The 23,217-nt window shown below is 72.6% G+C and carries 20 protein-coding genes; 12 read left to right on the forward strand and 8 right to left on the reverse strand.

The annotated features are described in order from the left end of the window. The first annotated feature begins 110 nt into the window (after positions 1-110). From ACFYL6_RS30340 to ACFYL6_RS30370, 7 genes are all read left to right on the forward strand, one after another. Positions 111-1,925, forward strand: a complete 1,815-nt coding sequence (locus tag ACFYL6_RS30340) for an AMP-dependent synthetase/ligase (RefSeq protein WP_387176524.1) — start codon at positions 111-113, stop codon at positions 1,923-1,925. A gap of 14 nt (positions 1,926-1,939) precedes the next feature. Beyond that, positions 1,940-3,631: a GAF domain-containing sensor histidine kinase gene (locus ACFYL6_RS30345; RefSeq protein ID WP_387176526.1), complete on the forward strand. Its 1,692-nt coding sequence runs from the start codon at positions 1,940-1,942 to the stop codon at positions 3,629-3,631. A 7-nt stretch (positions 3,632-3,638) separates the two neighbouring features. Continuing rightward, a complete protein-coding gene (locus ACFYL6_RS30350; protein ID WP_030337723.1) occupies positions 3,639-4,307 on the forward strand; it encodes a response regulator transcription factor in 669 nt (222 codons plus the stop codon). A gap of 190 nt (positions 4,308-4,497) precedes the next feature. Next, positions 4,498-5,307, forward strand: a complete 810-nt coding sequence (locus ACFYL6_RS30355) for an SAM-dependent methyltransferase (protein ID WP_387176528.1) — start codon at positions 4,498-4,500, stop codon at positions 5,305-5,307. Positions 5,308-5,386: 79 nt separating this feature from the next. After that, positions 5,387-7,045 (forward strand): putative bifunctional diguanylate cyclase/phosphodiesterase, encoded by a 1,659-nt coding sequence (locus tag ACFYL6_RS30360; protein WP_387176660.1) that lies wholly within the window; start codon positions 5,387-5,389, stop codon positions 7,043-7,045. Between the two features lie 305 nt (positions 7,046-7,350). Continuing rightward, positions 7,351-7,935: a TetR/AcrR family transcriptional regulator gene (locus ACFYL6_RS30365; protein WP_387176530.1), complete on the forward strand. Its 585-nt coding sequence runs from the start codon at positions 7,351-7,353 to the stop codon at positions 7,933-7,935. A gap of 20 nt (positions 7,936-7,955) precedes the next feature. Continuing rightward, positions 7,956-8,618, forward strand: a complete 663-nt coding sequence (locus tag ACFYL6_RS30370; RefSeq protein WP_387176532.1) for a lysophospholipid acyltransferase family protein — start codon at positions 7,956-7,958, stop codon at positions 8,616-8,618. A 13-nt stretch (positions 8,619-8,631) separates the two neighbouring features. On the opposite strand, the gene ACFYL6_RS30375 is transcribed toward ACFYL6_RS30370, so the two are convergent. The 5 genes from ACFYL6_RS30375 to ACFYL6_RS30395 form a co-directional block, all read right to left on the reverse strand. After that, complete coding sequence (locus ACFYL6_RS30375; RefSeq protein WP_387176534.1) at positions 8,632-9,756, reverse strand: glycosyltransferase family 4 protein; 1,125 nt, start codon at positions 9,754-9,756, stop codon at positions 8,632-8,634. Further along, on the reverse strand, positions 9,753-11,012 hold the full coding sequence (locus ACFYL6_RS30380; RefSeq protein WP_387176536.1) for a M48 family metallopeptidase: 1,260 nt from the start codon (positions 11,010-11,012) through the stop codon (positions 9,753-9,755). The genes ACFYL6_RS30375 and ACFYL6_RS30380 overlap by 4 nt, the downstream gene beginning before the upstream one ends. A 156-nt stretch (positions 11,013-11,168) precedes the next feature. Beyond that, a complete protein-coding gene (locus ACFYL6_RS30385) occupies positions 11,169-11,387 on the reverse strand; it encodes a hypothetical protein (protein WP_238657243.1) in 219 nt (72 codons plus the stop codon). A gap of 217 nt (positions 11,388-11,604) precedes the next feature. Continuing rightward, on the reverse strand, positions 11,605-12,327 hold the full coding sequence (locus ACFYL6_RS30390) for a DinB family protein (protein WP_387176538.1): 723 nt from the start codon (positions 12,325-12,327) through the stop codon (positions 11,605-11,607). 86 nt (positions 12,328-12,413) lie between these two features. Then, positions 12,414-13,865, reverse strand: a complete 1,452-nt coding sequence (locus ACFYL6_RS30395; protein WP_387176540.1) for an NYN domain-containing protein — start codon at positions 13,863-13,865, stop codon at positions 12,414-12,416. A 127-nt stretch (positions 13,866-13,992) separates the two neighbouring features. Between ACFYL6_RS30395 and ACFYL6_RS30400 the strand changes: the two genes are divergently transcribed. The 5 genes from ACFYL6_RS30400 to ACFYL6_RS30420 all read left to right on the forward strand — a co-directional run bounded on the left by ACFYL6_RS30400 (position 13,993) and on the right by ACFYL6_RS30420 (position 19,498). Continuing rightward, on the forward strand, positions 13,993-15,747 hold the full coding sequence (locus ACFYL6_RS30400; protein WP_387176541.1) for a DEDD exonuclease domain-containing protein: 1,755 nt from the start codon (positions 13,993-13,995) through the stop codon (positions 15,745-15,747). A gap of 128 nt (positions 15,748-15,875) precedes the next feature. Continuing rightward, complete coding sequence (locus ACFYL6_RS30405; protein ID WP_387176662.1) at positions 15,876-17,669, forward strand: RelA/SpoT family protein; 1,794 nt, start codon at positions 15,876-15,878, stop codon at positions 17,667-17,669. 53 nt (positions 17,670-17,722) lie between these two features. Continuing rightward, a complete protein-coding gene (locus ACFYL6_RS30410; protein WP_387176543.1) occupies positions 17,723-18,265 on the forward strand; it encodes an NUDIX hydrolase in 543 nt (180 codons plus the stop codon). Then, positions 18,262-19,131: an NDP-sugar synthase gene (locus tag ACFYL6_RS30415; RefSeq protein ID WP_387176544.1), complete on the forward strand. Its 870-nt coding sequence runs from the start codon at positions 18,262-18,264 to the stop codon at positions 19,129-19,131. Before ACFYL6_RS30410 ends, ACFYL6_RS30415 begins: the two co-directional genes overlap by 4 nt. 79 nt (positions 19,132-19,210) lie before the next feature. After that, positions 19,211-19,498: an Lrp/AsnC family transcriptional regulator gene (locus ACFYL6_RS30420; RefSeq protein WP_074313163.1), complete on the forward strand. Its 288-nt coding sequence runs from the start codon at positions 19,211-19,213 to the stop codon at positions 19,496-19,498. Between the two features lie 93 nt (positions 19,499-19,591). Here the strand turns inward: ACFYL6_RS30420 and ACFYL6_RS30425 are convergent, their stop codons facing one another. The 3 genes from ACFYL6_RS30425 to ACFYL6_RS30435 form a co-directional block, all read right to left on the reverse strand. After that, positions 19,592-20,281, reverse strand: a complete 690-nt coding sequence (locus ACFYL6_RS30425; RefSeq protein WP_387176546.1) for a DUF4142 domain-containing protein — start codon at positions 20,279-20,281, stop codon at positions 19,592-19,594. A 192-nt stretch (positions 20,282-20,473) separates the two neighbouring features. Beyond that, positions 20,474-22,105 (reverse strand): cytochrome b N-terminal domain-containing protein, encoded by a 1,632-nt coding sequence (locus ACFYL6_RS30430; RefSeq protein ID WP_387176548.1) that lies wholly within the window; start codon positions 22,103-22,105, stop codon positions 20,474-20,476. Then, positions 22,102-23,190 (reverse strand): ubiquinol-cytochrome c reductase iron-sulfur subunit, encoded by a 1,089-nt coding sequence (locus tag ACFYL6_RS30435; RefSeq protein WP_387176550.1) that lies wholly within the window; start codon positions 23,188-23,190, stop codon positions 22,102-22,104. Before ACFYL6_RS30435 ends, ACFYL6_RS30430 begins: the two co-directional genes overlap by 4 nt. Positions 23,191-23,217: the final 27 nt, after the last annotated feature.

Consider the following 23,217-nt stretch of genomic DNA (forward strand, 5'->3'; position numbering starts at 1 on the left):
GGCTACCCGCCTCCTGGTTGTCCCACCCCGACCGCCCGCCGGGTAGGTTTCGACACATGCCGACGCCACGGCGGCGGCCGTCCGACCAGTGCGAGCACGAAGGAGTGCAGGTGCGCGAGTTCTCCGTCCCACCGATCGTCACCGTTGGCGACGCGGCCAACCTCACCGATCCGGTCTGGGACAATGCCGAAGTCGCGCCCGACACCGTCCAGTTCGCCCGCCCCACCCCGCGCACCGACGGCACCGTCACCGAGTGGACCGAGGTGACCTGCCTCCAGTTCCGCGACGAGGTGGCCGCCGTGGCCCGCGGGCTGATCGCCGCCGGCATCGAGCCCGGTGTCCGGGTCGGGCTGATGAGCCGCACCCGCTACGAGTGGACGCTGCTGGACTACGCCATCTGGGCCGTCGGCGCGGTGACCGTGCCGATCTACGAGACGTCCAGCGCCGAGCAGGCCGCGTGGATCCTCGAGGACTCCAACGCGGTCGCCGTGATGGTGGAGACCGAGGCGCACGCTGCCCTGATCGCCGGTGTCCGGCACCGACTGCCCGAGTTGGGCCAGGTCTGGCAGATCGACCACGGCGGAGTCGACGAGCTGGTCACCACCGGCGCCACGGTCGAGTTGGCCGAGGTCGAGCGGCGGCGCAAGGCCGTCCGCGCCGGCGACCTGGCCACGATCATCTACACCAGCGGCACCACCGGCCGACCCAAGGGCTGCGTGCTCACCCACCGCAACATGTACGCCGACATCGCCAACGCGGTGCCGGTGCTGCCGAACCTGTTCAACGCCGGCGCGAGCACCCTGCTCTTCCTCCCGCTGGCACACGCCTTCGCCCGACTCATCCAGATCGGCGTCGTGCAGGCGCGGGCCACCATGGCGCACTGCGCCGACACCAAGAACCTGGTCGCCGAACTGCAGGCGTTCCGGCCCACCTTCGTGCTCTCCGTACCCCGGGTCTTCGAGAAGGTCTACAACGCCGCCAAGCAGAAGGCCGACGCGGACGGCAAGGGCGGCATCTTCGCCCGCGCCGAGCAGGTCGCCATCTCCTACAGCGAGGCGCTGGAGACCCCGGGCGGACCGGGCCTGGCGCTGCGCGCCCAGCACGTCGTCTTCGACCGGCTGGTCTACCGCAAGCTACGCGCCGCGCTCGGCGGACGGTGCCGGGACGCGATCTCCGGCGGCGCGCCACTCGGCGCCCGACTCGGCCACTTCTTCCGGGGTGTCGGCGTGACGATCCTGGAGGGCTACGGCCTCACCGAGACCTCGCCCGCCGCCGCCGCGAACCTGCCCAGCGGCACCCGGATGGGCAGCGTCGGCCGTCCGCTGCCCGGCGTGACCGTGCGGATCGAGGACGACGGCGAGATCCTGATCTCCGGCGAGCTGGTCTTCCAGGGCTACTGGCGCAACGAGACGGCGACCGCCGAGACGATCAGCGCCGACGGCTGGTTCCGCACCGGCGACCTGGGCCAGCTCGACTCCGACGGCTACCTGAGCATCACCGGCCGCAAGAAGGAGTTGATCGTCACCGCCGGCGGCAAGAACGTCGCCCCGGCGGTGCTGGAGGACCTGGTCCGGGCGCACCCGCTGATCAGCCAGTGCGTCGTGGTCGGTGACCGGAAGCCGTTCATCTCGGCGCTGGTCACCGTCGACGAGGAGGCGCTGCCGACCTGGCTGGAGAGCGCCGGGATGCCCGCCGACACCTCCGTCGAGCAACTGCGCGAGCACGAGGGCCTGCGCAAGGAGATCCAGACCGCGATCGACACCGCGAACCAGGCCGTGTCGAAGGCCGAAGCGATCAAGGTGTTCCGGGTCCTGCCCCACGACTTCACCGAGGCGACCGGCGAGCTGACCCCGTCGCTCAAGGTCAAGCGCCAGGTTGTCCACAAGACGTACGCGGCGGAGATCGCCGATATCTACCGAGGCTGACTACCATCCGTCACGTGCCCGCATCCACAGCCACCGCACCGCACCCGCATCCCCTCGCCGCGGCCGCCCGCCTGGTGATGCTGGCGCTGGTCGCCATCCTGACCCTGTTCGCCACCCGCGACGTCACCCAGCTGTGGTGGATCGCGCTGCTGGCGGTGGCCGGGCTGCCGTCGCTGCTGGCACCACAGCACCGGCTGGTCGGCCCGCTGAGCCGGGTGGCCGAGGTGGTGGTGCTGGGGCTGGCCGCGAGCCACGTCGCCGCGGTGGCGTCCATCGGCGGCACGGTCGACGGCCTGGGCGCGTCGGCGGTGCTGCCCTACCTGGCGGTCCCGGTGACCGTCACCGCACTGCGCCGCCGCTTCCCCGAGGGCGCCGCGCTGCTCGTGGTCACCGCCGCCACCCTGCTGGTCAGCGGCGCGCTGACCCGGGTCGACGGCGGGTCCCAGCTCGGCCAGCCGGGTTACCTCGCGGTCTGCGCGCAGTGGCTGATCCTGGCCGCGCTGGGGCTCTACGCCGCCGGCACGCTGCACCGGGTGATGGCAGTGCGCGGTGAGGGCAAACCCCAGCCGTACGCCGAGGCCACCCGGCTGCTGACCCAGCTGCGTACGGTGGCCCGGCAGCTGCCCGGGGCGACCCTGGACCCGGGCGGCATCTCCGAGCACCTGCTGGAGGAGCTGCGCACGGTGGCCCAGGCGGACCGGGGCGCGGTGCTGTCGGCCAGCGGCGGAGGTCGGCTCGTGGTGCTCGCCCAGGCCGGCGTCGACCGGGTGGACTGGGAGACGACGCTGGACGCGGACTCGGCGATCGCCGACGCCTGGGCCACCCAGCAGGCCACCACGGCCGCCCGGTCGCAGTCCCGCTCGCACCGGGGCGGCGACGTGTCCGCGCTGATCATTCCGCTGGTCGCCGGGGTGCGCACGGTGGGGCTGGTGGTGCTGGAGGCCGACGCCGCGCACGCGTACCCGCCGGCGGTGGTGTCCCGGGTGACCGCGCTGACCCGCCCGGCCGCGCTGCGGCTGGAGGCGGCACTGCTCTTCGACGAGGTGCGCTCGCTGGCCACCAACGAGGAACGGCAGCGGTTGGCCCGCGAGATCCACGACGGGGTGGCCCAGGAACTGGTGATGGTCGGCTACGGCATCGACAATGCCCTGGCCACCGTCTTCGACGACGCCGACGAGACCGCCGAGGCCCTGCGTACGCTGCGCGCCGAGGTGACCCGGGTGATCCAGGAGCTGCGGCTGAGCCTCTTCGAGCTGCGTAGCGAGGTGGACCGGCAGGGCGGGCTGGCCGCGGCGATCGCGGAGTACGCGCGAACCGTGGGCGCGTCCGGTGGGCTGCGGGTGCACCTGTCGCTGGACGAGTCCACTGCCCGGCTGCCCGCCGCCACCGAGGCCGAGTTGCTGCGCATCGCGCAGGAGGCGGTGACCAACGCGCGCAAGCACGCCGGGGCGTCGAATTTGTGGGTCACGTGTGAGGTCGACCCCCCGTACGCGCAAATAGAAGTGTCGGATGACGGTCAGGGGATGGCTGACCAGCGCCCGGACGGGCGGTACGGTCTTGCGATCATGGCCGAGAGGGCGGAACGTATCCGGGGCCGGTTGGAGATCAGGCCGCGGCAACCCAGCGGCACGACCGTGGCCGTGGTTCTCGGCACCTCGGCCCGGCGCGATAACGTGCGCGGCAGCGCAGCACCAGAAGGGGAGTAACCCGAGGATGACCACAAGTCCGATACCGGCCACCCGTACCAAGGTCCTCCTTGTCGACGATCATGACCTGATTCGCAAGGGTTTGCGGCACGCCTTCGAGCGCGACCGCCAGTTCGAGGTCGTCGGTGAGGCGGCCACGGCGGCGGAGGGGGTACGCCAGGCCGGCGCCCTGCAGCCGGACGTGGTGATCATGGATCTGCGGCTGCCCGACGGCAGCGGCCTGGAGGCCACCCGCGCGCTGCGCAAGTCCAGCGCGTCGATGGGCATCGTGGTGCTGACCATGTACGCCGGCGACGATCAGCTCTTCGGCGCCCTGGAGGCCGGCGCGAGCGCCTTCGTGCCGAAGACCGCCCCCGCCGACGAGGTGGTGGCCGCCGCGCGGCACGCCGCCTCCTCCCCCAGCGCGTTCACCGCGGCCGACCTGGCCGAGGCGATGAAGCGCCGGCTCGCCCCGTCCGGCCCGCAGTTGTCGCCGCGGGAGGGGCAGGTGCTGCGGCTGCTCGCCGACGGGATGAGCGTGGCGGGCATCGCCAAGCAGCTGTTCGTCAGCGAGTCCACGGCGAAGACGCACATCTCCAAGCTCTACGAGAAGCTCGGCGCGGCCAACCGGGCTCAGGCCCTGATGACCGCGCTCCGGCTCGGCCTGCTCGAGGCACCGGACGCGCCGAAGTTCTGACCTGCCACCCGCTCGTCGAGCGGGACGTCGCGACCGACGGTCCGCGCCAGCTTCGGCCGGCGCGGACCGTCGCGCATTGACCGACGTCGGCGGGCAACCTCAGGCGCGCTATGGTCTGGCGTGCGTGGCGGGTGCACAATACCCGCGCGGGCGGCGATGCTCGTGTCGCGGACTCGAGGGGTGAAAACGCATGCAGCGGCCGGACTGGGCACCCGACACCATCGACATCGAGCGCCCGAGCGTCGCGCGGATGTACGACTACTACCTCGGTGGCTCGCACAACTTCGCCGCCGACCGGGCCGCGGCGCAGGCGATGGTCGCCGCGGTGCCCGAGGCGCCGTTGATGGCCCAGGCCAACCGGGCGTTCCTGCGCCGGGCCGTGCACCACCTCGCCGACGCCGGGATCCGGCAGTTCCTGGACATCGGCTCGGGCATCCCGACGGTCGGCAACGTGCACGAGATCGCCCAGCAGCTCGACCCGCAGTCGCGAGTGGTCTATGTGGACGTCGACCCGGTGGCCGTGGCGCACAGCCGCGAGATCCTCGCCGGCAACGAGCAGGCCGCGGTGGTGCAGGAGGACCTGCGCCACCCGGAGGCGATCCTGGCCCATCCGGACGTCCGCAAGCTGCTCGACCTGAGCCAACCGGTGGCCGTGATGGTCGTGGCCGTCCTGCACTTCGTCTCCGACGACGACCGGCCGGCGGAGCTGCTGCGGACGCTACGCGACGCGTTGGCGCCCGGCAGCTACCTGGTGCTGTCACAGGCCAGCGACGACGGGCGCAGCGAGGACGAACGCGCCGAGGCGGAGCGGGTCTACCGGCGCACCGACAGCCCGCTGTGGGTGCGCAGCCGCGCCGAGTTGACCGCGCTCTTCGACGGGTTCGAGCTGCTCGACCCCGGCGTGGTCTGGGTGCCGCAGTGGCGACCGGACACTCCGGAGAGCGCGGAGGACGCCGAGCGGGCGGTCTTCATGGGCGGCGTCGGGCGCCTCGGTGGCTGAGTCGCCCGGGGCGACCCCCTACTCGGGGACGTTCGCCCGGGCCTGGGCAAAGGCTGTTTCCGGCACCAGCTACCTACCGATGACCCAGGCCCAGTTGGAGTCCCTGCTGGACCGGCTCACCGGGCAACTGGCCGGCGCGTTGCTCACCGAGCCGTTCGACCTTCGTGCCGGGCACCGGGTCGGCGCCGAGTTGGTCGCCGCGCACATCGCTTCCGCCGAGGGGCTGGGTCGTACCGTCGAGGTCATCCAGCTCCGCTTCGTGCGCGACCTGGGGTTGGTGGCCGAGGACGTCGAGGACCGGATGGCCCGGCTGCTGGCGGCCGTGGCGACCGGCTACGCCCGCGCGCTGCGCGACCGGACGCTCGACGAGCAGGAGTCGATCCGCCGTGCCGCGATGCGGGCCCGCACCCAGGCCGAGCGGGCGCTGCGGGCCAGCGAGGCCCGGTTCCGGCACCAGGCCACCCACGACCCGCTCACCGGCCTGCCCAACCGGACGTTGTTCACCGAGCGGCTCACCGCCGCGCTCAACGAGCCGGGCCGGGGCGCGCAGCGGGTCGGGGTGTGCTTCCTGGACCTGGACCGTTTCAAGGTGGTCAACGACACCCTGGGGCACCAGATCGGTGACCTGCTGCTGGCCACGGTGGCCGAGCGGTTGCGCAAGGCCATGGGTGAGCACCTGGTGGCCCGGCTCGGCGGCGACGAGTTCGTCATCCTGGTGGAACACACCAATGGCACCGACGACATGGTCGCGGTGGCCGAGACCGCCCTCGCCGCGGTACGCACACCGGCGCTGGTGGATGGGCACGAGCTGCAGATCGCGGCGAGCATCGGCATCGTCGAGCGCCAGGTGGCCGGGGCCAACCCCACGGACCTGATGCGGGCCGCCGACAGCACCCTGCACTGGGCGAAGTCCGCCGGTGGTGCGCGCTGGGCCCTCTACGACGCCGAACGCAACCAACGCGAACTGGCCCGCTACGCGCTCTCCGCGGCCATCCCGGCGGCCTTGGAGCGAGGCGAGTTCTACCTCGACTACCAGCCGCTGACCTCACTGCGCGACGGCAGCCTGGTCGGCGTGGAGGCGCTGGTCCGCTGGCGGCACCCCGAGTTGGGGGTGCTGCGCCCGGACAGCTTCATCGGGTTGGCCGAGGAGACCGGCCTGATCGTCCAGTTGGGCGGGTGGGTGCTGGCCGAGGCGTGCCGCGAGGCCGAGGCGTGGTCGGCCGGGGGTGCCACCGCGCCATTCGTCAGCGTCAACCTGGCGGTACGGCAGGTGCACCGGCCCGGCCTGGTGCAGGAGGTCCGTGCGCTGCTGCGGCAGACCGGCCTGCCACCGGAGCGGCTGCAACTGGAGATCACCGAGAGCACCATGATGAGCACCGCCGAGGAGCCGGTACGCGCCCTGCGGGTGCTTGCCGACCTCGGGGTACGCATCGCCATCGACGATTTCGGCACCGGCTACAGCAACCTCGCGTACCTGCGGGATCTGCCGGTGACCGAACTGAAGGTGGCCGGTGAGTTCGTGGCCGGCCTGCGGTCGCCCTCCGTCGGCCGCACCGACGAGCGGATCCTCGCCTCCCTGGTCTCGTTGGCGCACGCGCTGGACCTGACCGTCACGGCCGAAGGGGTGGAGACCGCCGGGCAGGCCGAGCGGCTGCGCGCGATCGGCTGCGACGCCGCCCAGGGCTGGCACTTCGGCCGCCCGGCCCCCGCCGATCGCATCCTGGCCCGCATCCGCTGAACCCTCCCGGGCCCGCTTCACGGCACCGGGCTCCTCGCCGAGGCGAGGACGGCACCTCCCCCGATTACCCCGGCGCCACCTCGGCTCGGCCGGGTTGCGGGTCGAGCGGGCTAACCGAAGACATCCGGCGGCGCGGGGTGAGTCCGGGTCTGGTCCCTCCGTTGAGCGTGATGCCTGTGAGTCATCAAGATGACGTACAGGCATCACGCTGATCGCGGCGCGCCCGGCATGCCGCGACACGGTGGTCGACGGGGGATCCGCACCGGAGGTAGACAGTGTCTACGGGCGCCTGGTAGACAGTGTCTATGGAGGCCGACGAGACGGGGCTGCGGGCGCGGCTGGTGGCCGTCGGGGTGGACCTGGTGCTGCGCGAGGGCCAGTCGGCGGTGTCGCTGCGGGAGATCGCCCGCCGTGCCGGGGTCTCGCACGGCGCGCCGCGCCGCTACTTCCCCACCCACGTCGACCTGCTGTCCGCCATCGCCCGGGAGGGCTTCGCCGACCTCACCGCCCGGGTCGAGCAGACGATGCGCGATGTCGACGCGGACCCGCGTACCCGATTGACCGCGCTGGCCCGGACATACCTGGACTTCGCGGCGGCCCACCGCGGCATGTTCGAGCTGATGTTTCGCCACGACCTGCTGGACAGCGGCCGGCTGCGGCTGCGCGAGACGAGCCTGCCGCTGTTCGCCGTCCTGGCCGACCTGGTGACGCAGGCGCGCCGGCCCACCGACGCGCCCGCGGCGGTGCTCGCCGGCGCGCTCTGGGCGAACCTGCACGGCATCGCCCAACTCTGGGCCTGGGGCAGCCTGCCGCTGGCCACCGGCGCCAGCGACGACGACGCCCTGCTGCGCGCCGCGCTGGAGGCCCACCTCGGCCCGGCGCCCGCCTGAGACTCGACCCCGGAGGACACGTGCCCCTGCTGTACGACGTCACCAAGCTGACCGTCGGCACCGCGCTGCGATTCGGCTGGCGGCCGCGGGTGGAAGGGCTTGAGCATCTGCCCCGGGACGGCGGGGCGATCCTCGCCGGCAACCACCTGTCCGTCGCCGACGAGTTGTTCCTCGTCGCCTCGACGCCCCGACACGTCACCTTCTGGGCGAAGGTCGAGTACTTCAACGGCCGGGGGCCGGGCGGCTGGCTCAACCGGCGGATCGTCGCCGGCATGGGCGCCATCCCGGTCGACCGCACCGACGGCCGGGCCGCCCTGCGCGCCCTCGACGCCGCCATCCCGGTGCTGCGCGCCGGCGGCCTGGTCGCCGTCTACCCGGAGGGCACCCGCTCGCCGGACGGGCGGCTCTACCGGGGCCGGGTCGGGATGACCCGGCTGGCCCGCGACGCCGGGGTGCCGATCATCCCGGTCGGCGTGCTCGGCACCGCCGAGGTGCTGCCGGTCGACGCGCGGCTGCCCCGTCGACACCCGGTCACCCTGCGGTTCGGCCCGCCGATCCCGGTCGCCGAACGGATCAACGGGCCGCGCGACATCCGGACGGTCACCGACGAGGTGATGGCGGCGATCCAGAAGCTCACCGGCCAGGAGTACGTGCCGCGCTACGCGCCCGCCCGGGAGAGCTGAACACGGGCGGCGGTCAGCCGGCGAGCAGTGCCGCCATGCGTTCCGCCTGCGCCTCCCAGCGCCACTCTCGTTCCACCCACGCCCGGCCGGCCGCGCCCAGTTGACGGGCCAGGTCTCGGTCGGCGAGCAGCCGGGCGACCCGGTCGGCGAGCTGGGCAACGTCCCGGCCGCGTACGACGTAGCCGGTCTCCCCCTCCCGGACCGCGTCCGGCGCACCCCCGGAGTCACCGGCCACCACCGGCAGGCCGGTCGCGGATGCCTCCAGGTAGACGATGCCCAGCCCCTCGACGTCGAGGCCACGGTTGCGGGTGCGGCACGGCATCGCGTAGACGTCGCCGGCCGCGTAGTGCGGCGGCAACTCGACCGACGGCACCGTGCCGGTGAACACCACATCCCGTTCCACGCCGGTCTGGCGGGCCAGCTTCTCCAGGGTCGCCCGGTACGGCCCGCCACCGACGATCAGCAGCGCCGCGTCGGGCACCCGACGGCGGATCTCCGGTAGGGCCCGGATCAGGGTGTCCTGCCCCTTGCGCGGCACCAGCCGGGACACACAGACCACCACCGGCCGGTCGGTCAACCCGAGCCGGGCCCGGACGTGTTCACCGTCCACGGTCGGGTGGTAGGTGTCCACGTCGACCCCGGGGGCGAGCCGGCGCAGCTCGGTCACCCCGTCCAGCACGCGCGCCAACCGGCTACGGGTGTACTCGCCGAGATAGGTGGTCACATCCACACCCCGACCGATGCGCCGCAGCGCCGGCCGGGCGGCCGGCACCGCGGCCCAACCGACCTCGTGGCCGTGGGTCTGCGCCACCACCCGGTGGATGCCGGCCCGCCTCCGCAGGCCGGCCGCGAGCAGCCCCAACGGGGCCGCCGCGCCGAACCACACCGTGTCGCAGTCGTACGCGCGCGCCAACCGGGCCGCCCTGCGGGCGATCAACGGGGTCGGCAACAGCACCCGGGTGCGCTCCCGGACCACCTCGAACGGCTGGTCGGCATCGAACTTCGCGGCCCCGCGCCAGCTCGACGCGTAGACGACCACCGAGCCGGCCGGTTGACGGACCGCGAGGTTGTGCACGAAGGACTGGATCCCACCCGGGCGGGGCGGGAAGTCGTTGGTGATCAGCAGCGTGCGGCTCATCGGCCGGCCTCCCGGGCGTACGCGCGGGCGGCGGCCATCCGCTCCACGGTGGACGGATGCGAGGCCGAATAGAGGTATTCCCAGCGGGGCGGGTCGGGGTCGCCGAGGTTGACCGAGCCGAGCCGGCGCTGCATCGACTCGAAGGACTCCGGGTCGTTGGTGAGCGCGAGCGCGTGCGCGTCGGCCCGCGCCTCCACGCGTCGGGACATCAGCGCCTGGACCGGAGCGGCGACCAGACCGGCCACCGTGACCAGGGCGACCAGCAGCGGAAACGCGCTCGGTTGGGCCACCGAGTCGACACCGGCCAGCCGCAGCAGTGGCCCCCACGAGCCGAGCAGGTAGAGCGCCACCACGGCCGCCGCGGCACCCAGCGCCCCGGTCAGGGTGCCGGCCGCCACGTCGGAATCCTTGGCGTGCCCCAACTCGTGCGCCACGACGGCGGTCACCTCGGCCGGGGTCGCCTCACGCAGCAGCGTGTCGTAGACGACCACCCGTCGGGTCGGCCCGAGACCGGAGACGTACGCGTTGACCGCCCTGGTGCGGCGGGAGGCGTCGGCGACCAGCACGTCACGCACAGGCACCCCGTCGCGGGCGGCCATGCTCATCAACTCGGTGCGCAGCGGGCCCTGCTCCATCGGGGTGAACCGGTTGAACACGGGCTCCACCAGCACCGGCAGCACGAACGACAGCAGCACCACCAGCACCGCGGCGCCGGCCGCGCCGAACGCCCACCACCAGCGCGGCGCGAGCCGGATGACCGCGTAGAAGCCGAACAGCGCCACCGCGCCGATCACCGCGCTGACCGCGTACGACTTGAGCAGGTCGACCGCCCAGCCGCTCCAGCCGTTGGTGCTCAACCCGTAGCGGGTGAGCACGCTCTGCCGCCAGGCGGCGAACGGGAGCGTCACCAGGTCGGCGACGAGCACCACCGCCAGCCCGCCGAGCACCGCCTGCGCGGCCCAGTGCCCGCCGAACGGCCGGCCCACCAGCTCGACCAGGCGACTGCCCAGCGGGGTCAACCCGAGCGCGAGGGCGATCAGCAGCCCGACGGCGAGCGCGGCATAGCCGCCGGGGCGCAGCGCGGCGCGGAACTCCCGCCCCTTGGCCACCTGCTCGGCCGGCAGGTCACCCAGCGCGGCGAGCTGGTCGGCCCGGGGTGCCGGCGGGCGGTGCCACGGGATGAGCAGCGCGGCCAGCACGACAAGCGCGATGGTCAGCCCGGCCAGGGCCAGCAGCGCCCAACCGCGCGGGGTCACCGCGTCACCGCCCGGCGGGCCCTGCCGGCGTCACCGAGCGCGCCGTCGACTAGCCCGCCGTCGTGCCGTCGTTCCCCGCTCATCGCGCCGCTCCTCCCGCCGTGACCGCTCATCCTATGGCCCGGGAGAAGCGCGCTTCCGGGCGCGGTGTCGCGCTCAGGCGACCCGACGGGTGGGACGGCGGCGAGCCGCGCCGGGGCGCGCCGGCGCGGCCAGCACCTCCACGTCGAAGCCGGCCCGAGCGAGCACCTCGATGGCCTCGACCTCGGCGGCGACCAACCCGGCCGCCGGGGACGTCTCGTCGAACAGGGCGGTCAGCGGGCAGCCGGAACAGCCTCCGGCCCGCTTCGCGCACCCGTCGCAGTCGATGAGCATCACGCCTCCTGATCGGCTCTCGGTGCACGGGCGACCCCTGCCGTCGCCGTCCGAGCACCGTCGGTGACATCGACACTAACCACCGGGTACGACAGGAACCGCGTCCGACCGCCCGTTTCAGTGCTAGATCCACTCCAGATCAGCGAAATCGGGGTATCCCGCCCGGCCGGAAACCCTCGACATCACGGAACCCGGGTTGATCGCGCGCGGCGAGGTCTCAACCCTGCGCGTCGAGGTCACGCAGTGCGTAGCGGAGGTGTTGCCACTCCTCCTGAAAGATCACGTGGAGGCAGTGCAGGACGGACACGATGTGCTCGGGCCACCAAGCGCTCGGCCGAGACTCGGTGAGCAGCTCCGGCGTGACGGCCGCCAGGAATTCGCGCACCATCGCCTGCCGCTCGGCCCGCACCTGGAGGACCGCGTCGAAGGTCGGCTGCTCCGTAGCGAAGACCGACATGTCGAAGCCGTCGGTCTCGTACTCGACGTGCCACTGACCCAGCGGATGGAACGGCTGCGGCAGGCGCAGGACCGCCTTGCCCAACCACGCGTCGGCGGCGAACGCGAGATGGCGCAGCGTCTGCGCGAACGACCACTCCCCGTCGATCGAGACGTCGACCGCACCCTCAGGCATGGCCAAGGCCCGGTCAACCGCCGACGCCCAGGCCCGTTCGAGCGCGGCCCACCCCGCCCGGAGGTCGTCCGGGTTGTCGGCCTGCCTGAGCTCACGCCCGGGGAACCGTCGGTTGAGCTCGGCCTCGACGAGCGGCACGACATCGACGCCGTTGACCACGAATGTGCTGTCGGCCAGCCACGGGGCGTCGATGTCCAGGCCATCCACGTCGATGCCGCGCATCACCGCGCCGGCCAATGTCGACCTGTTGAACCGCGCACCCCGCAAGTCCCGGTCGACGAAGACCTTGACGTCGTCGTCCTGTGCCATGGCGACTCCCATCCCTCGGCGGTCGCGGCGATGCTAGCGCCGGGGTGGGACAGGTTCAGGCACAGCGCGACGTGTGGCCGGCCGGGTCAGGAGCGGGCGAGTCGCCGCAGCAGCGAGTCCGCGCCCAGCGGGTACGCCCCGTGCCGGCGTACCCCGTCGGCGACCTCGCGGTCGGAGGAGACAACGACCACCGGCCGGCCCGCCGGCTCGGCGCGGACCAGGCGCCGGATCAACTCGTCGGCGGTCTCGCCCTTGCGGGAGAAGAGCACCCGTACGCCGCGCGGGGCGGGCGGCAGCCCGTGCATCCGTTCGGCGCCGTCGAAGACCACGGTGACCTCGTCGCCGGTCTGCGCGGCGATCCCGCCCAGCCCGGTGATGAGGCGTTTGCGCTGCTGCTCCAGGGACATCTCGCCGAAGCCACGCTTGGTGACGTTGTAGCCGTCCACCACGAGGTGCGCCCGGGGCAGGGCGAGCAACTGGTCGAGCCGGGCCGGGTCGTCGGTGTCGCGGGCGCGGGCGGCGGGGCCGGCCGGGGCGGTGCCCGGCTGCTCGGCGAACGCGTCGGCGACGAAGTCGGCGGGGAGTTTGTCCACCGGGTCGAGCGCCAACTCGCGGCGCAGCCCGACGGCGGCCTGACCGATGGTCTCCAGCAGCAGCCAGAGCCGGGCGTCGTCGACCGAGCGGGCCTCCTTGGCGCTGGCCCGCGCCACCCCGGCGGCGGCCTCCGCCTCGGCCAGCCGGGCCCGGGCGCGGCGGAGCTCGGCGTCCACGTCGGCGCTGGCGCGAGCGGCCCGGCCGCGCTCGGTGGCCAGCAGCTCGGTGGCCTTCCGCTCGCGGACCTGGGTCTCCCGCAGGGTGCGGGCCACCTGCCGGGACTCCTCGCGGAGCTGACCCAACTCCTCGCGGACGCGGGCCAACTCGTCGCGGAGCTTCTCGGCCTCGACCCGGGCCACCGCGCGGTCGTGCTCGGCCCGGGTGGCCCGCTGCTCGGCCTCGCGGACCAGCTCGGCGACGACGGCGCTGTCCGCCTCGGCGCGCACGGCCGCGCCGCTGGCGTCGATCAGCTCCCGCCAGCCACGGGGCCGGGCCAGGTAGGCCAGCGCGGCCACCTCGACCGGGTCGGCGGCGGCCGGCGCGGTGCCCTCGACCACTGCCGCACCGAGGTCACCGGCGTCGGCCAGGACCCGCGCCGTGACCCGCTGCCGGAACAGCGGGTCGGCGGTGAGCTGGGCGGCGATGACCGGCGCGCCGAGCCGGGCGCGTCGGTTGGGGGCGAACTTGGCCACCCGGCGCAACGGCACCGGGACCTCGTCGGTGGGGAGGGTGGGTAGCACCGCCGCGGTAAGCGTCACGATCCGCTGCCGGACCGGCTCGGGCAGGGTCGGCTCGGGCTCGGCAGCGGGGCCGTCGCCCGTCGTCGGGTCAGATGCGCCCGATGTGTCGGTGACTACGTTGTCGTCCGGGTTGCCGACAGCCCCGTCGAGCGCGACCGGATCCTCCTGCGGGAGGTGGTCGTCGTACGGCTCGGTGAGGGGCATGTGGCAAGTCTCCCACCGCGACCGGGCCCACCGCCCGGTGAGTGAGCCGATCTCTCATCCTAGCCCCATGGTGACGGATGGGACGGCTGCGACGGGAGTGTCGGACCGTGGCGCTAGCGTGCCGCCGATGGCACAGGCGGAGTACGTCCAGGAGTCACTGGCCGGTCTCGACCCGGCGGTGGGCGGGGTGGACCCGGCGCTGCCGCTCTACGCGACGACCTTCGTGGTGGTCGACCTGGAGACCACCGGCGGCGCGCCGGACGGCGGCGGCATCACCGAGATCGGCGCGGTCAAGGTGCGCGGTGGCGAGCAGTTGGGGGTGCTGGCGACCCTGGTCAACCCGGGCCAGCCGATTCCGCCCTTCATCACCGTGCTGACCGGCATCACCCAGGCCATGCTGGTGCCGGCGCCACCGATCGAGCAGGTGCTGCCGAGCTTCCTGGAGTTCATCGACGACGCGGTGCTGGTGGCCCACAACGCCCCGTACGACGTGGGCTTCCTCAAGGCCGCCTGCGCGAAGCACGGCTACCGCTGGCCCAACCCCCGGGTCCTGGACACCGCGGCGCTGGCCCGCCGGGTGCTGACCCGCGACGAGGTGCCAAACCGCAAGCTCGGCACCCTGGCCGCCTACTTCCGCACCGCCACCCAACCCACCCACCGGGCGCTGGACGACGCGAAGGCCACCGTCGACGTGCTGCACGGGCTGATCGGTCGCCTCGGTGGGCACCGGGTGGACACGGTCGGCGACGCCATCGAGTTCGCCCGCGCGGTCACCCCGACCCAGCGCCGCAAACGGCACCTGGCCGAGGGGCTGCCCAAGGTCCCGGGGGTCTACATCTTCCGGGCCGCCGACGACCGACCGCTCTACGTCGGCACCTCCGTCGACATCGCCACCCGGGTGCGCAGCTACTTCACGGCCGGCGAGAAGCGTGCCCGGATCTCCGAGATGCTGGGTGCGGCCGAGCGGGTCGAGGCGGTGGAGTGCTCCCACTCGTTGGAGGCGGAGGTCCGTGAGCTGCGGTTGATCGCCGCGCACGCCCCGCCGTACAACCGCCGGTCCAAGTACCCGGAACGGATGGTCTGGCTCAAGCTGACCGACGGTCCGTACCCTCGGCTGTCGATCGTCCGCGACCTCTCCCCCACCGACACCGCGTACCTCGGGCCGTTCACCTCCCGGCGGGCCGCCGAGCTGGCCGCCGCCGGTTTCCACGACGCGGTGCCGCTGCGCCAGTGCACGCACCGGCTCTCGCTGCGCACCGTCACGCCGGCGTGCGCGCTGGCCGAGCTGGGTCGCTGCCCGGCACCCTGCGAACACAAGATCACCCCCGAGGAGTACGACGACAGCGCCGCCGCGCCCTTCCGCACCGCGACGGCCAGCGACCCCCAGCCGGTGGTGGACGCGCTGCTCGCCCGGATCGACGTGCTCTCCCGCGACCAGCGCTACGAGGAGGCCGCCGTGGTGCGGTCCCGGCTGGCCGCCGTGCTGCGGGCCACCGTGCGGATGCAGCGGCTGGCCGCGCTGACCGGGATCGTCGAGTTGGCGGCGGCCCGGCCGGCCGCCCGGGGCGGCTGGGAGCTGGCGCTGGTCCGGCACGGCCGGCTGGCCGGCGCGGGGGTGTCGCCGCCGGGCGTGCACCCGCGACCCACGTTGACCACGATCCGGGCCACCGCCGAGACGGTGTCCGGCGGGCACGGTCCGGTGCCGGCCGCCACCGCGGAGGAGTCCGAGCGGATCCTGTCCTGGTTGGAGCGACCGGAGACCCGACTCGTCGAGATGTCCTCCGGTTGGTCCTCTCCGGCGAGTGGCGCGGGCCGGTTCCGTGACCTGCTGACGAAGGCCGAGAGCGGCGCGTCCCACCAACTCTCGACCGAACGCTCATGACCAACTGACCGATCGGACTACGTCGACTCGCTTAGGCTGTTAGAGAAGTGCAGTCCTGCCCGATTCGTGGGCCTGCTCCCCGCCGCCGGGATCCGGCGGTGCGGAGCCGGGGTGAGGAGGTGTCCCTCGTGGACGTCGACGCCGGACACGGCGCCGCCCTGGGGGGCGCCCTGCCGACACAGCCGGGTGAGCTGCCGCTCGCCCGCCGGCTGCGGTCGCTGCTCAGCTGGCCGACCACCGACTCCGACCCGGTCACGCAGCTGGTCCGCACCCACCGGGGCATCCACGCCGGCACCGACCCCGCGGTGCTGCGTCGTGCGTACACCATCGCGGAGAACATGCACCGCGGGCAGTTCCGCAAGAGCGGGGAGCCGTACATCACCCACCCCCTCGCGGTGGCGCAGATCTGTGCCGAGCTGGGGATGGACACCATCACCCTGGTCGCGGCGCTGCTGCACGACACCGTGGAGGACACCCGCTACACCCTCCAGGCGCTCTCCGAGGATTTCGGTGGCGAGGTGGCTCACCTGGTCGACGGGGTGACCAAGTTCGACAAGGCGTTCTACGGCAAGGCCGCCGAGGCGGAGACGATCCGCAAGATGATCGTCGCGGCCGCCAAGGACGTCCGGGTGCTGATCATCAAGCTGGCCGACCGCCTGCACAACATGCGCACGCTCGGGGTGCGTTCCGCGTCGTCGCGGGAACGGATCGCCCGCAAGACCCAGGAGGTGCTGGTCCCGCTCTGTGACCGGCTGGGCATCCAGACCCTCAAGCGCGAGCTGGACGACGTGGTGCTGCTGCACCTTGAGCCCGACGAGCACGCCCGGCTGGCCCGGCACGTGCACGACCGGCCGGGCTGGGACGCGTACCTCGACTCGGTGGTGACCCGGGCCCGGGTGGCGCTGCGTCGCAGCCGGGTCGACGCCGAGGTGAGCCCGCGTCCCCGGCACCTCTACTCGATCTGGAAGGACACCATCGCCGGCGGCCACACCGCCCCGTACGACCTGCCCCGCATCGTGGTGGTGGTCGACGGCCCGGCCACCGACTGTTACGCCGCGCTGGGCGCGATCCACGGCACCTGGCGACCGGTGCCCGGCCGTTTCAAGGACTTCATCGCCTCGCCGAAGAACAACCTCTACCGTTCGCTGCACACCAGCGTCTGCGGCCCCCAGGACCGCACGGTGGAGGTGCTGATCCGCACCGAGGAGATGCACCGCTCGGCCGAGTACGGCATCGCCGCCGACTTCCGGTTTCCCCGCTCGGGCAGCAGCAGCGCCGCGGCCCGCGCGGAGCAGTTGGACTGGCTGCGCCGGGTGCTCGACTGGGAGCCGGACGCCGCCGACCCGGCACAGTTCTACGAGTCGCTGCGCTGTGACCTGGCCGAGGGGCAGATCCAGGTCTTCTCCGACGGGCGGCAGGTCGTGCTGCCGGCCGGCGCCACGCCCGTCGACCTCGCGTACGAGCTGGGCAACGACCGGGGCGACCACTGCCTGGCCGCGCGCATCAACGGTCGACTGGCCCCGCTCAGTTCGGAGCTGGACGAGGGCGACGTGGTGGAGATCTTCACCGAGAACGACGGCGACAACGGCTTCGAGGCCGGGGTGGCGCCGCGCGGCCCCCGCCGGGAGTGGCTGAGCTTCGTCAAGTCGCCGCACGCGCAGATGCAGATCAACAGGTGGTTCGCCGAGCACACCGAGCCGGGCATCACGATCAGCGACAAGGTACGCCTCGGTCGGGCCACCATCGGGCTCGCCCTGCGCCAGCACAACCGGGGCCTCGCCAGTGACCTGCCGCTGCTGCGCCTCTCCGAGGAGCTGGGCTACCCCGACCTGGAGACCCTGCTGGTCGCGGTCTTCGACCGGGTGATCGAACCGGACACCGTGGTCCGCCAGCTCATCGACCTGGTCGACCATCGACAGTGACCCGGCGGGCCCCAGCGCGTCCGAAGGACATTCGTGACCACTAGCCTGGAGCCATGATCCCCCGCTCCCGCGCCACCGGTCGGGCCCTCTTCTACCAGGCCTTCTACCGGCTGCCGCTGCCGGTGCGCCGGCGCCTGGTCCGGCTTGCCGTGCCGAAGTACATCGTCGGCGCGGTGACCCTGGTCCGTGACTCCGAGGCGACGGGCGCGGGTCGGTTGCTCATGCTGCGCCAGCCGCCCGGCAAGGGTTGGTCACTCCCCGCCGGCCTGCTCAACCGGGGCGAGGCCCCGGTGGTGGGCGCGGCCCGTGAGCTGTTCGAGGAGTCCGGCGTCCGGCTCCCTCCGTCCCGGCTGCGTCCGGCGCTGCCGAACGCGATCGTGCACGCCAAGGGCTGGGTGGACATGGTCTTCGAGACCGAGGTGCCGGCGTCCAGCACCGAGCTGACCGTCGACGGCGGGGAGGTCTTCGAGGCCGCCTGGCACCCCCTGGACGACCTGCCCAAGCTGACCTGGCCGACGGCCCGGCTGCTCGCCTACTACGACATCGGGCCGCTGGCCGGGCAGTTCCCGCCACCGGTGCCCGACGACACCCCGTGACCGGCACGGCCGGTGTGCCGGCGGAGCTGTGCGCGGTGGTGCTGGCCGCCGGCGAGGGCACGCGGCTGCGTCCGCTCACCGAACGGGTCCCCAAGGCGCTCTGCCCGGTGGGCAACGTACCCCTGCTGGAGCGGGCGTTGGCGCGGCTGGCCGGCCTGGGCCTGACCGGTCCCGACCGGGTCGCGGTGAACGCCTGCTACCTCGGCGACCAGGTGGTGGCACACGTCGGCGACCGGGCGCACCTGTCGGTGGAGCCGGGCGACCCGCTGGGCACCGCGGGCGGGGTGGCCAACCTGCGAGACTGGATCGACGGGCGGCCGGTGCTGGTCGGCAACGCCGACGCGTACCTCGCCGACCCGGATGCTCCCCCGGGCCCGGACGTGGCCGCCCTGCTCGCCGACTGGGACGGGCACACCGTACGCCTGCTCGGCCAGCCCGCCGCGGACCCGGCGGCGCCGGGCACCTTCGCCGGGCACTCCTTCACCGGCTTCTCGCTGCTGCCCTGGCGGCTGGTCCGCGACCTGCCGGTCGTCTTCTCGGACCTGGTCCGCGCCGTGTGGCGTCCGGCCGAGGCGGCGGGCGCCCTGACGGTGGTGCCCTATCCGGGCACCTTCATCGACACCGGCACCCCGGCCGACTACCTGGCGGCCAACCTGCACGCGGCAGCCGGCGGCGCTCTCGTCGAGGAGTCCGCGACGGTGACCGGCCGCTGCGTGGAGTCGGTCGTCGGCGCGGGCGCGCGGGTGGACGGCGACGTGTTCCGCACGGTGGTGTGGCCGGGCGCGACCGTACGCGCCGGTGAGCGGCTGCGGAACGTGATCCGGGCCGGAAGCGACCTGACCGTGCCCTGCCCCGCCCAGGGCTGAGCCCCGACGGCTCCCGCCTCCGGTCTCGGGCGGGAACATCTAGCATGGGCGACGACGCCGACGAACGGAGAAATGCCCCGTGATCACCGCGATCGTGCTGATCGACTGCGCCACCGATGCGATCCCCGAGGTGGCGGAGAACCTGGCCAACCTTCCCGGTGTCAGCGAGGTCTACTCGGTGGCCGGGCACGTCGACCTCATCGCCATCGTCCGGGTCCGCGAGTTCGACCAGATCGCCCAGGTCATCGCGGGCAGCATCTCCAAGGTCCCGGGCGTGCTCAACACCGAGTCGCACATCGCCTTCCGAGCGTACTCCCAGCACGACCTGGAGGAGGCGTTCGCGATCGGCCTGGCCAGCGCCGACTGACCCGCCCGCCGTTCCGGGGCCCGTGCCGGCCCCAGGGCGCACAGGGCGGCCGGTCCACCCCGTGGGGTGGACCGGCCGTCTGCTGTGGCTACGTCAGCTCTCGCTGGGAGCCGGTACCTCGGTGCTGCCGCCGCCCGGAGCCGGGGACTCGGTGGTCCCACCCGGAGCCGGCGACTCGGTGCCGGTGCCGCCCGGAGCCGGCGACTCAGTGCCGGTGCCGCCCGGGCTGGGCGTACCGCTGGCGCTGGTCTGCGGAACCGGGATGCCCAACTTGTTGGCGAGCGCCACCAACTCGTCGTAGTGCGTCTGCAGCGTCGGAAGCGCCGTCTGCGCCAACTGGACCACCGTCGGCTCGGAGCCCTGCGAGATCTCCGTCTGGGTGGCCTGGATGGCCTGGACGTGGCCGGCCAGCTCACTGGTCACCCAGAGCCGGTCGAACTCCGCGCCGCTGGCGTTGTTCAGCTTGTCGATGACCGCCTGCTGATCGGCGCTGGGCTCGTTCGGCAGTTCCACCCCGAGCTGCGACGCGGTCTGCTGCACCGTCTGGTCCAGCTGGGTGTGGTCGGTCTTCAGCATCGCGCCCAGGTCCTTGACCCCCTGGTCCTGGCCCTTCTGCTGAGCCAGGTCACCAGCGGTGATCTCGAACAGGTTGACCTGGTGTACCGCCTGCAGGTACTGGGTGTCCTGCGTCGACGGCTGTGCCGCGGCCTGCGCGGCCGCAGCCGGCGCGACACCGACCAGTACCAGCGCGGCCAACAGGCCGAGGCGTTTGATACCCAACATGCTTCCCCCCCTTGAGACGTTGGACCGCACGGATACCCGGCTCACCGGGGTTATTCCTGCGATCGCCCGTCGCGCGGGGTCGACCGGTCCCGCTGTGGCCGTCCGACTCCTGGTCGGATGGGCGGGGGGTGCGGATACGACGGGGCGCCCACCGGAATCCGGCGGGCGCCCCGTAACAGTGCGATCGGGCGGTCAGCGGCGGCTCTCGCCGCTGGTGATCTCCTCGCGCTCGGGTCGGGCCTCGACCGGCGGGTGCCCCGGCGAGACCGGCGCCTCGACCGGCTTCTCGATCGGGTAGAAGAAGCCCCGGATGGCCGGGCCGAGGGCCCCCAGCCGGTTCATCTTCTTCGGCACGACCCAGCCGACGTAGTCCAGCTGGCCGTGGCCGTCCGCGTGCCCGTTGGACGCGCTGAGCGGCTGGTGCACCTCGACGAACCGGCCGTCCGGCAGGCGCCGGATGATGCCGGTCTCCACGCCGTGCGCGAGCACCTCCCGGTCGTGCTGTTGCAGACCCAGGCAGAGCCGGTAGGTGACGTAGTACGCCAGCGGCGGGACCACCAGCAGGCCGATCCGGCCCGCCCAGGTCATCGCGTTCAGGCTGATCTGGAACTTGTCCGCGATCACGTCGTTGGCGCCGGAGAGCGTCAGCACGATGTAGAACGAGACGGCCATGGCGCCGACGGCGGTCCGGGCCGGAGCATCCCGGGGACGCTCGAGCAGGTTGTGGCTCTTGCGGTCCTTGAGGTGCCGGGCTTCCAGGAACGGGTACATCGTCGACAGGCCCACCAGGATGCCGGGCAGCACGACCGTCGGCCAGAACAGCGGCGGGATGACGTACCCGTCGCCGATCGGGATGGGGATCTCCCAGGCCGGCATGAGTCGGGTCGACCCGTCGAGGAACATGACGTACCAGTCGGGCTGGCTGGCGGCCGAGACCACCCACGCCTCGTACGGGCCGAACAGCCAGATCGGGTTGATCTGGAACAGACCGCCCATCAGCGCGATGACGCCGAAGACGACCATGAAGAAGCCGCCCTGCTTCAACGCGTACCGCGGGAACATCCGCTCGCCGACCACGTTGTTGTTGGTCCGGCCGGGGCCGGGCCACTGGGTGTGCTTCTGCTTGAAGACCAGGCCCAGGTGGACGCTGATCAGCGCGACCAGCAGACCCGGGATGAGCAGCACGTGGGCGATGAAGAAGCGGCTGATGATGATCGTGCCCGGGAACTCGCCGCCGAAGATCGACGAGGTGACCCAGGAGCCGATCACCGGGATGGACAGCATGATCGCCGAGGCGATCCGCAGGCCGGTGCCGGACAGGCCGTCGTCCGGCAGTGAGTAGCCGGTGAAGCCGGCCAGGAAGCCGACCCAGAACAGCAACGAACCGATGATCCAGTTGGTCTCGCGCGGCTTGCGGAAGGCACCGGTGAAGAACACCCGCAGCATGTGCACGACGATCGCGGCCATGAACAGCAGCGCCGCCCAGTGGTGCATCTGCCGCATCACCAGACCGCCGCGGACATCGAACGAGATGTCCAGGCTGGAGGCGTACGCGGCGGACATCGGGGTGCCCTGCAACGGCGCGTAGCTGCCGTCGTAGACCACCTCGGTCATCGCCGGCTCGAAGAAGAAGGTGAGGAACACACCGGTCAGCAGCAGCACGACGAACGAGAACAGCGCGATCTCGCCGAGCAGGAAGGACCAGTGGTCCGGGAAGACCTTGTTCAGTAGCTTGCGCAGCGGGGTGGCCACCGCGAAGCGGTCGTCCACTCCCACCGCGGCCTTGCCCGGCGTCGCCGCAAGGTCAAACTTTCGACGCTTCATGGCCGCTCCCAGAAATCAGGCCCGACGGTCTCGGTGTAGTCGGACTTCGCCACGAAGAAGCCCTCGGCGTCCACCTCGATCGGCAGCTGCGGCAGCCGCCGGCTGGCGGGGCCGAAGACTGGCCGGGCGTTGTCGGTGATCAGGAACTGGGACTGGTGGCACGGGCAGAGCAGCCGGTTGGTCTGCTGCTCGTACAGGCTGGCCGGGCATCCCGCGTGCGTGCAGATCTTGGAGAACGCCGCGTAGTTGCCCCACATGTAGTCACCGTGGCCGACCCGCTCGTTGGCCCGGCGCGACTCCTGCGCGTCGGAGTCGCGGAGGTGGATCAACAGCGTCGGCGAGTCGGCGTGCCTGTTGCTCACGCCGTGGTCGATGCCGGGGAAAACGGTCAGCTGCCCACCGGTGCTGATGTCCGCCGGGCGGATCGGCCGGCCGTCCTCGCGGACCAGGCGGATCCGCTGGCCGCCCTCGGCCGCCGCGAACCCGGTGGTGAACATCTGGTTGTTCTTGTGCGGCTGCGAGATCAAACCGCCGACCAGCGGCGCGGCGGCGACCGCGGCGACCGGCGCGAGACCGGCCAGCAGCGAGATGCCGAGCAGGGGGCGACGCTTCACGCCCAGCTCGTCCGCCATGTAGAGCATGGTCTGGCCGGTGATCGTGCGGCCTTCCTCGTCAACCTGGCCCTCGTGCCGGTCCTGGATCGAGACCTCCTTGGGCAGCAACTTCTTGCCCCAGGTCAGGATGCCGAAGCCGACGGCGAGCAGCGCCACGCCGAGGGTGAAGCCGAGCAGCGGGGTGTAGAACTTGTCGCCGCCCCGGCCCGCCTCGTACTTCCACGGCCACCAGATGTAGATGGCCAGGAAGGCGGTCGCGGCCAGGCCGGTGATCAGGAAGAAGCCGGCGACCACCCGGGTCAGCCGACGCTCGGCCTTGGTGCCCGGCAGCACCTGGGGCTCGTAGTGGACGATCTCGATGTCGTCCCGGCGCGCGCCCTCACGAACGATGTCGAACCGGGTCAGCTTGGGGTCGTTCACGTCGAGCGGCTCCTGGCCCTGCGGGGCCTGGTGCTCGGTGTGGGTGCTCATGCCGTCACCTCGCTACGGGTGGCGCCG

The organism is Micromonospora sp. NPDC007208, from assembly GCF_042869175.1.
Classification (GTDB): Bacteria; Actinomycetota; Actinomycetes; order Mycobacteriales; family Micromonosporaceae; genus Micromonospora; species Micromonospora foliorum.